Annotated in this window: 15 protein-coding genes; 2 read left to right on the forward strand and 13 right to left on the reverse strand. The window is 33.2% G+C overall.

The genetic code is table 11. The features are described from left to right. Window positions 1-20 precede the first annotated feature (20 nt). Together D8M05_RS09435 and D8M05_RS09440 are read right to left on the reverse strand one after the other, a co-directional pair. On the reverse strand, window positions 21-1076 hold the full coding sequence (locus D8M05_RS09435) for a polysaccharide pyruvyl transferase family protein (RefSeq protein ID WP_183072749.1): 1056 nt from the start codon (window positions 1074-1076) through the stop codon (window positions 21-23). Next, window positions 1073-2116: a glycosyltransferase gene (locus D8M05_RS09440; RefSeq protein WP_183072750.1), complete on the reverse strand. Its 1044-nt coding sequence runs from the start codon at window positions 2114-2116 to the stop codon at window positions 1073-1075. The genes D8M05_RS09435 and D8M05_RS09440 overlap by 4 nt, the downstream gene beginning before the upstream one ends. Window positions 2117-2498: 382 nt before the next feature. On the opposite strand from D8M05_RS09440, the gene D8M05_RS09445 reads away from it, so the two are divergent. Then, window positions 2499-3542, forward strand: a complete 1044-nt coding sequence (locus D8M05_RS09445) for an LCP family protein (RefSeq protein ID WP_121131132.1) — start codon at window positions 2499-2501, stop codon at window positions 3540-3542. 46 nt (window positions 3543-3588) lie between these two features. Here the strand turns inward: D8M05_RS09445 and D8M05_RS09450 are convergent, their stop codons facing one another. After that, the gene (locus tag D8M05_RS09450; RefSeq protein WP_245985277.1) at window positions 3589-4644 is read right to left on the reverse strand and encodes a glycosyltransferase family 4 protein; all 1056 of its coding nucleotides are present in this window, start codon (window positions 4642-4644) and stop codon (window positions 3589-3591) included. Between the two features lie 221 nt (window positions 4645-4865). Between D8M05_RS09450 and D8M05_RS09455 the strand changes: the two genes are divergently transcribed. After that, window positions 4866-4979, forward strand: coding sequence for a glycerophosphodiester phosphodiesterase family protein (locus D8M05_RS09455; RefSeq protein ID WP_121131135.1), 114 nt, complete (start codon window positions 4866-4868; stop codon window positions 4977-4979). Between the two features lie 202 nt (window positions 4980-5181). Here the strand turns inward: D8M05_RS09455 and tagH are convergent, their stop codons facing one another. The 10 genes from tagH to rfbA all read right to left on the reverse strand — a co-directional run bounded on the left by tagH (window position 5182) and on the right by rfbA (window position 15473). Continuing rightward, window positions 5182-5985: a teichoic acids export ABC transporter ATP-binding subunit TagH gene (gene tagH, locus D8M05_RS09460; RefSeq protein ID WP_121131138.1), complete on the reverse strand. Its 804-nt coding sequence runs from the start codon at window positions 5983-5985 to the stop codon at window positions 5182-5184. Window positions 5986-6000: 15 nt separating this feature from the next. Then, window positions 6001-6825, reverse strand: coding sequence for an ABC transporter permease (locus D8M05_RS09465; protein ID WP_121131141.1), 825 nt, complete (start codon window positions 6823-6825; stop codon window positions 6001-6003). Between the two features lie 246 nt (window positions 6826-7071). Then, window positions 7072-8979, reverse strand: coding sequence for a CDP-glycerol glycerophosphotransferase family protein (locus D8M05_RS09470; protein WP_121131144.1), 1908 nt, complete (start codon window positions 8977-8979; stop codon window positions 7072-7074). Between the two features lie 15 nt (window positions 8980-8994). Continuing rightward, window positions 8995-10137: a CDP-glycerol glycerophosphotransferase family protein gene (locus D8M05_RS09475; RefSeq protein WP_121131147.1), complete on the reverse strand. Its 1143-nt coding sequence runs from the start codon at window positions 10135-10137 to the stop codon at window positions 8995-8997. 1 nt (window position 10138) lies between these two features. After that, window positions 10139-11164 (reverse strand): ribitol-5-phosphate dehydrogenase, encoded by a 1026-nt coding sequence (locus tag D8M05_RS09480; protein WP_121131150.1) that lies wholly within the window; start codon window positions 11162-11164, stop codon window positions 10139-10141. Then, window positions 11161-11874, reverse strand: coding sequence for an IspD/TarI family cytidylyltransferase (locus D8M05_RS09485; protein WP_121131153.1), 714 nt, complete (start codon window positions 11872-11874; stop codon window positions 11161-11163). Before D8M05_RS09485 ends, D8M05_RS09480 begins: the two co-directional genes overlap by 4 nt. A 254-nt stretch (window positions 11875-12128) precedes the next feature. After that, window positions 12129-13154 carry a dTDP-glucose 4,6-dehydratase gene (rfbB, locus tag D8M05_RS09490; protein WP_121131156.1) on the reverse strand — a complete coding sequence of 342 codons (1026 nt, stop codon included), beginning with the start codon at window positions 13152-13154 and terminating at the stop codon, window positions 12129-12131. Between the two features lie 3 nt (window positions 13155-13157). Further along, complete coding sequence (rfbD, locus tag D8M05_RS09495; RefSeq protein ID WP_121131159.1) at window positions 13158-14012, reverse strand: dTDP-4-dehydrorhamnose reductase; 855 nt, start codon at window positions 14010-14012, stop codon at window positions 13158-13160. A 4-nt stretch (window positions 14013-14016) separates the two neighbouring features. Next, window positions 14017-14583: a dTDP-4-dehydrorhamnose 3,5-epimerase gene (gene rfbC / locus D8M05_RS09500; RefSeq protein WP_121131162.1), complete on the reverse strand. Its 567-nt coding sequence runs from the start codon at window positions 14581-14583 to the stop codon at window positions 14017-14019. Between the two features lie 11 nt (window positions 14584-14594). Beyond that, the gene (gene rfbA, locus D8M05_RS09505) at window positions 14595-15473 is read right to left on the reverse strand and encodes a glucose-1-phosphate thymidylyltransferase RfbA (RefSeq protein ID WP_121131165.1); all 879 of its coding nucleotides are present in this window, start codon (window positions 15471-15473) and stop codon (window positions 14595-14597) included. Window positions 15474-15678 lie beyond the last annotated feature (205 nt).

Here is a 15678-nt window from a genome sequence, read left to right on the forward strand (position 1 = left end):
ATTAAGCTAAATCAATTTTTTTATTTTTTATCGATAAACTTTCTTATCTCTTCATAGTGGGGCATGGCAAAATGATGATTATATTCTTGTTCTACCTCTAGTTGTTCCAACAATTTATCGGTGAATTGAAAAACCTCCTCTTCCTTCTCCACAAATGTAATAAAGGAAAATTGGCTAATCCATTTATAGGTACCCTTCACCTTGTAGTTATAATTACTAAAAGCAATACATGGAGTTGATGTGATGAGGGCAAACAGCATCCCATGTAATCGATCTGTTACGATAAGTCTCGACTTTCTAAACATCGACCAAATCTGATTTAGTTCTTTCTCTCTGGTTTCTTTATTAACTCGATAGGGAACAACCGTATCAGTAGCTTTTATCGTGTAATCGCGCGATAAAAGCTTATATAGCTCGTCCTCTATCCGCCCGCTAACAACCTTCTCCTTATCCTTCCGAAAGCAAAAAAGGATATCTTTTCTTTCTTCTTTCGGTCTACTTTTATTCACATACATCACGATATCTGGCGTTAAGAATACGCTATTGTTATAAAAGGTCCTTTTCATCATTTCAAAGGACTTCTCTTCCCGTGCAACAACAGCCAGGTTTGGGTGGGCGTTATAAATCTCCTGTGTCCGCTTTAACTCCCTCCTCCCTTCATCCGTTGAACCAAAATCAATCGTTTGCGGCATAATAAGTACCTTTTGCTCCGTAAAGGTACGAATAATCTTTCTTCTTAGCTGTTCCTCTTTAAAGTACTCTACCCCTAAATTCCCGCCGCCTTGAAGCATGATGATATCTTCCTTGTTCATACGTTTCGTTAATTGCTTGATATAATGCTTCACATCATTAAAATGTATTTCAAAAAGATCGATGTCTTTACATTGATCTTTTATAAACTGTATTTGTGCATAAGTAATTGCTTGGTCCCCGAGATTACCGTGATTTGGAGTCCCAATTAGGTATAGTTTTCGAGAGTTACCTTTCTTTGTGAATTTATTCAAAGCTACATTGACTTCTACTATCTTCCACGGCTTGAGAATTACATGCTTTACCTTAGAAAGGATGGCTTTCAATATCTTGCCCCCCTTCTCACAACATTTCCAGTTGGTCTATCTCTAACAATCTGAACTCCTATAGATTTTATGTCTAATAGCGCACAAAGTATTTTAATAACAAAATCGGGACTATAATTACAAACGTACATTAAAGGCTTTCTTCTTACTGTCCCACTCCCTAGTTCATCCCGAAACAAGTGGAAAGAATCCTTATAACACTTTCTTAGATCTTGAAAGAGTTCTTCTTTGTTTTCTTTATCCGACTTTATGACATCTCTCATTAGACCAGTTAATTTGGTCTCCAGTCTGATAATTGCCTTATCTTTTAATTTGTATAAATTCCTCTGATCAAAAAAACGAATCTGTTCCTTGGATGCCTCTAATGTTGCTAGACGCTTTTCATTGAACTTCCCACCAGTGATACTGTTCGTTCTTTGTAAATAATAGTACATCGGCTTAGAAGTGGTTACTATTCTTCCAGCTTTGTATAATATCCTGTATGTAGTAAATTCATCCTCATGAATCTTTCCCTTTGGAAATTGAATATCCGATAATAATTCTCTTTTATATAATTTGTTCCAAACCACAACTTTTACGATGTTTTTATATAGTCGATCCAAAGCCTCTATATTACTGTATGTGGCAGTTTTTTCGTCAACATCTGTACTTCTTATGGCGTTATCTTCCTCATATACCTTCAAGAAATTACATTGTGCAATATCAGCCTTATTTGATACAATTAAATTCATCAATGTTTCATAAAAGACTTCATGAATGAAATCATCCGAATCTATAAAGCTAATATATTCACCTGTTGCATGTTCCAAGCCTTTGTTTCTTGCATCAGAAAGGCCGCCATTTTCTTTATGAATGACCCTAATTCTATGATCTTTCTCCCCATAAAGGTCACATAACATTCCACTCTCATCCGTAGATCCATCGTTAATTAATAAAATTTCTAAATGCTTATAGGTTTGATTTATAATACTTTCGATACATTTCGCGACATATTTTTTTACATTATAAACTGGAACAATAACACTAATTACACTATCCATAGTTCCACTCCTATCTATTTTCATCTATTTCCATTTTGTATGGAATTTATACTTTTCCTAGACAGTAGGAACACCACAACCCCTTCATTGCAAAATTTCGCAAAATCTAAGATAAAGATACAAAAATAGACAACTTTCTAGTAAGATGTATATAGGAATAAAGAAAAGCGAAATAGCAATTTGAAATATCCAAGGAATACTTGAATATAATGACTATGAAACTGCTTCATATGAATCTATTAAATTACAAATCTCAAAGTTCCCTACATCTTCTGGTTAATTGGTAACAAATTTACATTTACGCGGACATAGATTCATAGTAAAATATTATTTAGGTTTTTATTTATAATTACAAAACCTATTCATAAAAGGGGATTAGAAAATGTCTAAAGATAAAACAAATCATTCACGTTTGGTTAAAACCAAAAAACGTAAGCTGCGTAAACGTGTATACCTTATATTAATTCCTTTAGTCATAGCATTTGTTGGCATATTATCGTATGCATCTTATCTATATATCAAAGCTGACTCCGTCTTAAGTGAATCTTATGAGGATGATGGAAGAGAAAAATCAGAGTTGAGACAAACCGTCGTTGACCCAACCGAAGATAATGTTTCTGTCTTAATCATGGGTATCGATGCAAGTGACGTGAGAAAGAACGCGGATAATTCTAGGACAGATACGCTAATGGTTGCAACATTGAATAAGAAGGAAAATAGCGTGAAGCTTGTCAGCATCCCACGTGATTCATTGGTTTATATACCGGAACTGGGATATGAAGATAAAATTAACCATGCACATGCATTTGGTGGTACCAAATTAACCATTGAAACAGTAGAAAACCTTTTGGAAATTCCAATTGATTACTATGTAAAACTTAATTTTGAAGCATTTATTGATGTTGTAGATGCTGTAGGTGGAATTACTGTTGATGTTCCTTACGAATTCACCGAGCAAAATTCAAAAGATAAAGCAGGAGCAATTCACTTACTCGCAGGTGAACAACAATTAAATGGTGAAGAAGCACTTGCCTTAGCACGGACAAGAAAGTTAGATAGTGATATCGAACGCGGTAAACGGCAACAAGAAATCATAAAAGCTGTTGTAGCTAAATCGGTTTCAGTAAACTCATTATTAAATATTGATGATGTTATTGAAGCTGTAGGTAGTAATATGACAACGAATATGACATTCAGCGAAATGAAAAGCTTTGTCTCTTATGGTACTTCAGGAAAAAATCTAGACTTTGAAACAATTACGTTGGAAGGGGAAAACTATCGTCCCGGTTCCATTTATTATTGGAAATTGAATGAACTTGTACTAAGCGAAACGAAAAGCACGTTACAAGATCATCTTGACTTAACGGAAACAACTACCGTGGGTAGCCCAACAACAGAAACAACAAGCGAAAGCATACCCTATTAATAAAAAAGAAGCTGCAGACAGTTCTGCAGCTTCTTTTTTATTATGGTTATGGTTTATGCCGTATCGCCCGATATAAATTGGTTAATGGTTTATACTGACTACTGATTAATTCTAGGTTTTCAATTAATACTTGCACTACAAATAATACGACAAAAAAGATAAGAAACGATCCCCAAACAGTCGTCATCGAAAATAATATTGCAGCTGAACTGAACATTGCACTTAATGTGTAAATGACCAATACCGTTTGCTTATGTGTAAATCCACTTTTTAATAATCGATGGTGTAAATGTGAACTATCCGGCTTAGACATTGGTTGTCCGTTAATAAATCTGCGTGCCATAGCAATTAAGGTATCCGAAATTGGTACCCCCAATATAAAAATTGGAATAACAAATGAGAAAAATGTAATATTTTTAAATCCCAGTAGCGCTAGCACGGAGATCATATATCCTAAAAATAATGCACCCGTATCTCCCATAAAAATCTTGGCTGGATGAAAATTATAACGAAGAAAGCCAAGGGTACTAAAAAACAAAATAAGTGCCATCGTCGTTACATAGATATCTCCCATAATAATAGCCATTCCTGCAATGGTTATAAGAGCAATGGAAGATACCCCTGCTGCAAGACCATCCAATCCGTCAATCAAATTAATCGCATTGGTTACTCCAACGATCCACAATATGGTAATGATAGGACTCACGAAACCAAAATCGATTTCTCCACCAAATGGTAAGTTAATAAATTCAATTTGCAACCCACCCCAAAAAACAACGAGTGAAGCAACCATTATTTGCGTGATGAATTTTACTCTTGGAGACAAATCATATTTATCATCGAAAATTCCTAAAGCAACTATAATAAGTGAACCTATTACAATGGAAAGGTGATATTCCTCCGTTGGCTGAAGAATTAGTAATCCGATGATAAAACTGACAAAAATCGCCAATCCTCCGAGTGTTGGGATTGGATTTAAATGCACTTTTCGATTATTCGGCTTGTCCGTAATATTAAATTTTTTAGCAACTTTTATAAGTATTGGCGTAATAATGAGAGAAACGATTAAACATAACGATGCCAATAGTATTATTTTAAGCAATTAGCCCACCTCTTTTTATCATGGGTCGTACTCTTTCTCATTCCTCATTAAATTATAGCTCTTTTATATAAAAATCACCATCATAAAATGAAATTTAACGCATAAAGATTCCCTATAATATTTAATGTTCCCAAATTTTTATAAAACATGTAATTGAATATAAGCTAAAATCCGAAGTATGTTATACTGTTTCTACATTTATCATTGGGGAGCTGATTATATTGACTTTAAACTTCGCCCATCGCGGTTCATTAACAGAGGCACCTGAGAATACCCTTCCTGCGTTTCAAAAGGCAATTGTACAAGGTGCAAAGGCCATAGAGTTAGACATGTAGCTCACAAGGAGTTTGGAGTAGATGATGTATTTTCAAATAATTCAGGGGAATTTGTAACATCGTGAATGTACGAGTATACCTAGCAAATGAATAGAAGCTAACAAAGTAAAAGTTGTTAGCTTCTATTTAAATTATCACGTTAACTCTTTAACTGATGTTTATCTATTTTTTTCATTTATAACATTATTCGTTTTATATTTATTTAAACAATACTCAAAGCTTCTTGTTGTTTTTGTAAGGCTTCTAATTTGTATGCATCTTTTTCCTTCTTTGACATACTCTTCCATTTGTTTAAAAACGACTCATACTTAGGAATCACTTCTTCGACTTTACCAAAGTCTCTAACCATCCCATATTCCAACCATAAGATTTTTTCACAAAACTCCTTCATCTGTCCAATCGAATGACTAACAAAAATCATGGTTTTCCCTTTGGCTTTGAATTCCCTCATTTTATTTAAGCTTTTCTCAGCAAATGCTTTATCTCCAACGGATAATGCCTCGTCAATAATCAAAATATCTGGGTCAACATTAACGGAAATAGCGAATCCCAAACGTGATTTCATTCCACTAGAATATGATTTTACTGGTTGGTCGATAAACTTCTCTAGTTCTGCAAACTCAATGATATCTGGCTCTAACCTTTTAATTTCCTCTTTATTAAACCCAAGCATTAAAAGTTTCAATTCAATATTGTCTCTACCAGACAAATCTCCTTTTAAACCAGCAGAAACAGCGATTAAAGACGCTTGACCATTTACTTGGACACTTCCAGCCGTTTCAGGGACAATTCCAGCTACAATGTTTGATAAGGTTGATTTCCCTGACCCATTAATTCCTATGAATCCAATGATGTCACCCTTCTCTGCTTCAAAACTTACATCAGCTAGTGCATAGAAATCTTCACCAAAACTTTTAGGTGTAATCAAATCCAATAAACGTTCTTTCGTGCCATGATATAACTTATACTTTTTTGTAATATTTCTTGCGACAATTGCTTTATCCATTATATTCACAAACCTTTACAAGTAATCAATGAAATGTCTTCTAAATTTCACATGTAGCATTGAACCGAATAAGAATAATACAACCACAACACCCCAGAAATATAGGGTATATTCCCAGTTTGTAATGAAATACCATTCTGACCCAAAGAATGCGGCTCTATAACCTTCAATTAAATAGTATAGAGGGTTTAACTTCATTATAGTCGTTATAATCGGTGGATATTGTTCCAAGATCGTTATTGGCCATAATATTCCAGATAAATACAATAACATTCTCAATACTGAATTTAATAGCATATGAACATCTCTTATTATTGTTGATAATGTTGAAGTAATAAGAGATATAGCAAATATTAAGCATAAAGTAGCAAAGATAAAATAAATAAACTGTAAATAATATATGTTTACATAGTGCCCTGTGAACTGAAAGATGACCATTGTACCGATTACTAAAACTAAATGTACATAGAATTGAGAGAAGATAACATAGCTAGGTATAATGCTCATTGGAAAATTCATTTTTGATAACATTTGAAGCCTTGAATAAATTGATTTGGAACTTTGAATGGTTGCTTGATAAAAGAATATCCACAAAAAGAACCCAGCTAACATCCAACTAAAAAAGGATATATCTTGACCACCTACATTTATTGGTTCTCTCTCTCTAAGCGTTCCAAACACAAACCAATAAATTAAGATTTGTATAGCTGGATTTATTATTTCCCATACCATCCCAAGATAGTTATTTTTATTTTGACTTTTTAATTCAAAAAACGATATTCTTCGCACTAAATAAAAATGGCTAATTTGCTCATTTATTACTTTTATAGCAGATTTCATAGATAGTTCCTTTCTTTCTGTCTAACCATCAATGCAGAATTAATATTAGTAAATCTCCAACTAAAAGCGTTACGGATTTCTCTTAAAGGTTCCCTTAATAATAATAAACTATTTATGTTTTATCATCAATTAATAGTTAATATATACATAAGGTGCTAAAATAAACAGATTCCAAAGCTGATGGAATCTGTTTATTTTAACTTAAACATAATTAAGGAATAACAAAGATGAAATTACTATACAATATTATTTATTATCTTCTTCTAATGACTGTTCAAAAAGATCAATTCTGGAAGCAGGAGGAACTAATACTGCTTTTTCTCTCTCATTATCATCATTCAAGTTATCTTCCAAACTAGGTATTATCACTTGGTCTACAACATTTTTCGAGGCTTTACCAAGCGTATCATTAAAGAAGTAATCAACAAATGGTTTAATCTTTTCCTGCTCAAAGTTTTGATTTATTATTGCAGTTGTTAATTCATCTGTTGTTTTAACTAAAGGACCAGGAATAAAGTCGAAATAATTATAATAAAAATCACGTTCCTCTATATACCGTTCTACATCAAATGCAAAAAATAACATTGGTTTATCTAATAAAGCAAACTCAAAACAAACAGATGAATAATCTGTTACAAGAATATCAGTAATGAGTAATAAATCATTTACTTCACGATAACTGCTAAAGTCATAAAAGAAATCATTATATTCATAAGGAATTGTAAGCGTGTTTTTTACAAATGGATGTATTTTAAAGAGAAATACATATTCCTCATGTAGCTCCTCATATAACTTCTTAAGGTTCAATATTTCAAATGGATAGAAGGCAGAAGTTTGCCCATTCCCACGAAATGTAGGTGCAAAAAGAATAACCTTCTTATTTTTTAAAAACGGATATTTGCTATGTAAAGTATTCGTAACGTATGATTTGTATTCCTCGTCAAAGAAAATATCAGATCGAGGGACACCTGTAGAATATACTTTATCAATTGTTATACCAAAACCCTCGGCATAGTTTTTTCGAACTCCTTCACTACTTACCACTGCCTTTGTGTAATTTCTGTGGTTTCTCGAACGAGGTGAAGGACCACCTGGGCGGCCAATACGACTATATCCAAATGTTTTAAAAGCACCAGCTGCATGCCATACTTGAATCAAATCTGCATTCTTTCTAATATTTAAGGGATATATTAGAGGATAAAAGTCATCTAACAAGATAATTTTTGAAGTAGCAAACTGATAAGCTAATTTTACTAAATCAAATATAGTTTTTTTATCGTTTATTCTTTCCTTAAACATAAACTTAATATCTAATCCTAGACCTCTTTTATATAATTCCTCATAAACAAAGTATAAATTCCCATTAAGTTGTGACCGACTATCAGAAGCAAAAACAACTTTCTTTTTATTGATAGGAAATATACAAAAAATCATATATAGTAGCTTAAAAAATCTTCTTTTAAATGCTTTAGTATTTTTCCCTTCTTTCGCAGAAGGCGCAACCATATCTTCAGGATTATATGATTGTAATAGTGTATTCTTTAACTTCAATGTCTTACTATGCTCATTAAAGGAAATAACTAAGTTATATTTCAATACCTTCTTTGCAGAAAAATTCTCTAGTTTGGTATTAAGAATATTGTTCTTCATAAACTGTTTTACGTTCGATATCGGAAAAATCTTCTCATATTTGATATTATCTCTATCATTGGGAAGCTGTTCTAATTTAATATAGACATTATACTCCCCGGATAATAAGGGTCTGCCATTATGTATGGTTGATAAATCAACGATTCCACGGAACCCACTTAATAAGTCTAAATCTTCCTTAATAAACTCCTCTTGGTTGTATGTCATGTTTAATAGCTTACAGTTCTCTAACGGAACCTCAATTGTATTTAGTTTAATAATTTCCTCATCGGATAGCTCACTGCTCTCCTCATTTTTTTTTCGATATTCATTAATATCTATTCCAGATACAATTAATAATGTTTTTCTAATTCTATCTTCAGCAAAAGTTCTTATACCATGAAATGAAGCGTATCCTTCTACTTCAAGGTAAGGGCCATTTAGAGTTAGATTCGTTATATCACTTTTGACAATATCATGCGATATGACTTCAATGTCTCTTTGATCAATTGGTGATATAAACATAGATACCGCCCCTTTCTATTTACTAATAAAATGAGTTACTATTCGTTTAGATACATCTTCTGTGTAATCAAAATTGTATTTAATCATTCGAGTTGAATCAAAGAAATCATATTTCTCTATTGAATTTATCCATTGAATTAATTCATTACTACTCAATAAAACTTCACCATCTGATATTTTATGTATATCCTGATAAAACCCACGATTATGGAGGTATTCTTTAATATCAGGTATATAATGAGCCATCGGTCTTTTTAACAGTGCAAATTCAAATATTGAAGAGGAGTAATCAGTAATAAAAGCATCTGAAACAAGCATCCATTCATTGATAGAATACTCAGAGGCAATGATGATATTCGGGCATTCTTTAAGTTTTCCAAGCTCCTTTTTATCCATATAGGGATGTGCCTTAAAGATAATATATATATTATTATTTATTAATTTCGATATTTTTATTATGGTATTTGTCAATTCATCCTTCGACTCACTTTGTGTCCCTTTCGCCCTATACGTAGGAGCTATTAATATATTTACATTTTCCTCCTTTAGAAACGAGAAATCCCTATACATATACTCTACCACTTCTTCTGACTTATCCTTATTATTAAATAAATCAACTCTTGGAATTCCTAAAGGGAAAATTCTATTTTGAGACATATTAAATGCCTCTGCATAGAATGGGACAATATGTTTTGAGGTAACATAAACGTGTGTATAGTTGGAATGAATTGGTACCATTTTTATGTAATCCTTAGTGGGTCCAAATTTAGTTCCTACTGTGCTATGACCAAACTTTTTAAAAGCACCAGCAGCATGCCATAATTGGATGACCTTTAAGTCAATTCTTGGATGAACAAGATAAATAGGAAGATAGTAATCATCAACAATTAAATAACGTGCATTAGATAATCGTACTATCTCTTTGAACAGTCGAAGATTCATCTTGTTTTCACCAACAACAAGATGAATCTTAGCATTAGGCATCTGTTTAATCAGTTCCTCATATATATATTCTAAATTTCCCTCTAATTCTTTTGTACGATATAAAGCAATTATCACTTTATTACTATCATGTTTTCTAAAAAACGAAAGAAAATTATAAATGCATCTGACTATAAATTTATATACATTAATATACAATTTCTTAAGAAGATGCATTCTAAATCATCCACCTCATAATGGTCTTTCCCCAAGAATTAGACAAGTCACTTTCAAAAGCATTCGTCACATCAGATAATTTCTTCACATCATATACTTCACCGATCAACGTACTTAAATAATTAACAACTTCTGGTTGTTCTTTGTATATATTGACAGTTCTTTGGAAGTCATCAGCCCCGCTACGACTACTACCTAACAATGTTAGTCCTTTCTCAAGTACCATTCTTGTATTCACTTCTATCGGGTATTCGCTAACTCCTAACAAACAAACCATGCCCTCTGGATTAATATGATCAATAATTTGTTCCACTGCATATTGACTACCTTTTCCACCAGCACATTCAATTGCATGGTCAATTGTTAAATCCTCAGGTATATTATCAATTTTTATTGCCTCATCAACAAATGAAAACTGATTTAGTTTATAGCCCGTTTTCCCAAAAATATATACTTTGCTATCTGGATACAATTTTTTCAATAACAGACATACAATATAACCTAAATTACCGTCACCCCATACACCAAATGTTTCTCTTCTTAAATGAGCTTTTTTCTCAAATCTCGTCAGACAATGAACTGCAATGGTCACCAATTCCGTAAACGCTGCCACTTCCATTGTCATATCTTTAGGAAGCTTTATTATTCGATCGTGTGGTAAAAACACATAATCCTGCATAAATCCATCATAACCGCTAGATCTAAATTTAGATGACCTCAAATAATTTTCACCAATGAATGGATCTGTTTCTGTCGGCGCATTTGGAACCATTACTACTTTTGTACCTATATCTAATTTCCCTGTTGGGTCAAATACAACCTCTCCAACACCTTCATGAATCAGGGACATAGGTAGCTTAGCCTTCATCGCTTCTTCGCCTCGTGTCCCAGTATAGTAACGTTGGTCAGCAGCACAAATTGAAAGATGTGTCGGGCGAATGACAACCTCTTCAGATATAATAGATTTATCTTTATAACTAATTTCGAATTGTCTTGCAGAAACTAGTCGATAAACTTGATTTATCATTTATCTAAACTCCCTTTAATAATTGCATTTGCAACCTTTAAATCGTACGGGGTAGTAACTTTGATATTAAAGATTTCACCCTGTACCAATTTGACTGCTTCACCTTTTATTGAAAAGATTTTGCATGCATCGGTTAAAATTTCCTTTTCTTCTTCTGACAATTGAGAGTACAATTCTTTTAATTTATTCATGTTAAATGTTTGTGGCGTTTGACCTTGATACATGAAGTCACGTCTAGGTATATGAGAAATAAATTCATTATCTTCTGACTCAACAATCGTATCGATGGCAGGGATTACAGTATCCACTGCACTATGAACTTGTCCTTGTTCAATATTATCTTGGATGATACGGTGGGTTAGAAACGGACGTACAGCATCATGTGTAACAAGAACATCATCCTCTGTTAAATCATGACTATCCTCAATAAATTCAATAATATTCATAATCGTTTCATTACGATTGCTTCCACCTTCAACAACTACAACTTTTGGTAGATCTACATTATATTTTTGCAAAATATCATTCGTATAATTTATCCATTCTTTAGGAGTACCAATAATAATTTTTTCAAATCGATTATTTAGGATAAACTTTTCTACTGTATGAATGAGAATTGGTTTTTCGTTTAACAAAAGGAATTGCTTTGGCATCGGGACGTTTCCCATACGTGTACCTTTCCCACCAGCCAGAATACCTGCATATATCATATTTCGACACCTCTCTATTTTAAATCCTAATAGATATTATACCATCAGTATAATTATTTGTTAAACCTTTGTAAAAGCAATTGTAGAAAAATGTTAAATTATGTCTCAATTTGTATATATTGTGAAATAGGGCCTAAGTTTGCTTTTAGTATCCACTTTTTTGCCGTTCATATACTTAACTATATTTATTCCCATCAAAATAAGAGGCTGTCGACCTAAATGATTAGGGACACCCTCAATTTTAATATATAATATTATTTCTTAAACGAATATTGTTTCTCAAAGTATTCTTGGTATTCCCCACTAAGAATATGTTTCCACCAGTCTTTATTTTCTAAATACCACTCAATTGTTTGAGCAATTCCAGTTTCAAAATTATATGCCGGTTTCCAACCTAACTCTTCCAGTTTAGTCGGGTCAATTGCATATCTTTTATCATGACCTAAGCGATCTTCAACAAATTCTATCAAGTCTTCAGATTTACCTAATGTACTAATAATAGTTTTCACCACTTCTAGATTTGTTCTTTCATTGTGACCACCTACATTGTATACTTCACCGTCAACACCATTATGTAAAACTAAGTCTATAGCTGAACAATGGTCATATACGTGTAGCCAATCTCTGATATTTTTACCATCACCATATACAGGTACACTTTCATTATTTAATACTCTGGATATTGTAAGTGGGATTAGTTTCTCAGGAAAATGATATGGCCCATAATTATTCGAACAACGAGTAATATTAATAGGTAAACCATATGTTTCATGATATGCACGAACTAAAAGATCAGAAGATGCCTTACTTGCACTGTATGGACTATTTGGTTGAAGAGGTGTTTCCTCTGTAAAGAACTGTGAAGGATCAAAATCCAATTCACCATAAACTTCATCAGTAGACACATGTAAGAATTTAGTTACACCAATTTGCTTAGCTGCATCTAATAATACTTGTGTTCCTAATACGTTTGTTTTAATGAAAATTTCAGGGTCAGTTATAGAACGGTCCACATGACTTTCTGCTGCAAAATGAATAACGTAATCAAATTTTTCCTTTTCAAAATGATTCATGATTGCTTCTCTATCTGCAATATCCGCTTTAATGAAATGGTAATTATCATTAGTTTCTATTTCTTTATGTTTAGTTAAATCACCAGCATAGGTTAATAAGTCTAAATTGTAAATATCATAATCCGGATATTTGTTCACCATATACTGAACAAAATTCCCTCCGATAAAACCAGCTCCACCTGTAACTACTACTTTCTTTTTCGCCATCTTTTATTTCACCTCGAAGTTTAATTCATTTAAATAATGTGCTAAAGAATCTTGCCATTTTGGTAACAGAGTGAACCCCTTGTTTTGTAGTTTTGATTTAGATAGTCGAGAATTATTCGGTCTTTTAGCCCGAGTTGGATACTCTTCTGTAGAAATCGCATTGACTGTAACATTTTTGCCACTTTGCTTAAATATTTCCTCAGCAAAATCTGCCCAACTACAATATCCTTCATTTGAAGCGTGATATACACCATATTTTTCACTCTGTATCATTTCAATTAATAGTTTTGCTAAATCATACGTATAAGTTGGAGATCCAAATTGGTCGCCTACGACATTTAATTCATCATGTGACTCCGACAGTCTTAGCATTGTTTTCACAAAATTATTGCCGTTCTTACCAAATACCCAAGAAATTCTAACAATAAATGAATCATTCAGCGTATCTCGAACAATTTTTTCCCCTTCAAATTTTGTTAAACCATAATAATTAATAGGATTTGCTTCGTCTGTTTCCTCAAACGGGGTATTACCTTTCCCATCAAACACATAGTCTGTACTAGTATATAAAAACTTTGCACCAAGTTCCTTTGCAACTTCAGCTAAGTTTTTTGTTCCGTCTACATTCACATTCCAGCAAGCTTCTCTTTCGTCCTCCGCTTTATCTACAGCTGTGTATGCTGCACAATGAATAATTGCATCCGGTTTTAACTTCTCAACATAATTATTGACTGCATCTCTATCCGTAATATCGAGTTCTTTACTTCCAACTCCGAACATTTCTAAGTTATGCTTCATGCCTTCTTGTACTACATCAAATCCAAGCTGACCTGTATAACCTGTTACTAATATTTTCATACATTTACTCCCCATCCCCATACACGAAATTATTCTTTGCCTTATCTAATGTTAGGGCATTTTTATCTTTTTCGGATAAAATGGGTTCAATATCTATCGGCCATTTAACACCGATTGTTGAATCATTCCAAAGGATTCCACTATCGCATTCTGGTGCATAGTCATTGTCGACTTTATATTGGACTTCGACGTCTTCTGTTATTGTCATAAAACCATGTGCAAATCCTCTTGGTATTAACAATTGCTTTTTATTTTCTGCAGAAAGCTCAATTCCATACCACTCGCCATAAGTAGGGCTACCCTTTCTAATATCAACTGCTACATCAAAGATTGTACCTCTTGTACATCTTACAAGTTTTGTTTGTGCTTTAGGATTAAGTTGATAGTGCAATCCCCTTAATGTTCCTTTCGCTGCTGAGTATGATTGGTTATCTTGAACAAAGTTTATATCAATTCCTGCTTCTCTTAAGTTCGTATCACTATGTGTTTCCATAAACCAACCACGATGGTCCCCAAATACACTCGGTTCAATTACTTTAACTCCTGGTAAACTTGTTTCTACAATTTTCATTAGATTCACCCCTAGTATTTAATGTCTCCTCTTGCAACTTTTAATAAGTATTGACCATATCCTGTTTTAGAGAATATCTCTCCTGAATGAAGTAACTTTTCTTGTGTAATCCATCCATTCACATATGCTATTTCCTCTGGAGCAGAAATCTTAATTCCTTGATGTTCTTCAATCGTCCTCACAAAGTTTGTAGCATCGACTAAGCTTTCATGTGTGCCTGTGTCTAACCATGTATAACCACGTCCCAATAATTCAACATGAAGTTCGCCTAATTCTAAATATGCTTCATTGATAGAGGTTATTTCCAGCTCTCCACGTTTTGAAGGCTTAACGTTTTTAGCAATGTCTACAACACGATTATCATAAAAGTATAACCCTGTAATCGCATAATTTGATTTAGGCATAGATGGCTTTTCTTCGACACTCATAACTTTGCCATCCTCGTCAAACTCAACAACTCCAAACCGTTCTGGATCTGGTACATGGTATCCGAAAACTGTCGCACCAGTTTCCTTTTGGCTAGCACTAATAAGTTTGCTTCGCAAGCCGCTTCCATAATAAATATTGTCACCTAAAACCATTGCAACATTATCATCACCAATAAATTCTTCACCTAGTATAAATGCTTGCGCTAATCCCTCTGGTTTTTCCTGAACTTTAAATTGCAAATTCACACCAAATTGGGAGCCATCTCCTAATAATGCATTAAAACGTGGAATATCTTCTGGTGTAGAAATAATTAGTATATCCTTAATCCCAGCTAACATTAATGTAGATAAAGGATAGTAGATCATTGGCTTATCGTATACAGGGAGTAATTGTTTACTCGTTACCATAGTTAATGGATAGAGCCTTGTACCACTTCCGCCTGCTAAAATTATACCTTTCACAAAAATCATCTCCTACTTTATTTGCTTTAAGAATGGGCTTTTGTGTTATCAGTCCATTCACTTTTGTCTATCGGCATATAGACTTTTCACTAAATCTACGGTATCTATGCGTGTCTAATTTAGTTTCTTTTATGGAAAACTATACCAGCATTATAATTCTTAGGTTATTATATCAAAAATGTATATAGCATGCATAACTTATCCT

Origin of the sequence: Oceanobacillus bengalensis, from assembly GCF_003628445.1 — a bacterium.
Taxonomy (GTDB): domain Bacteria; phylum Bacillota; class Bacilli; order Bacillales; family Amphibacillaceae; genus Oceanobacillus; species Oceanobacillus bengalensis.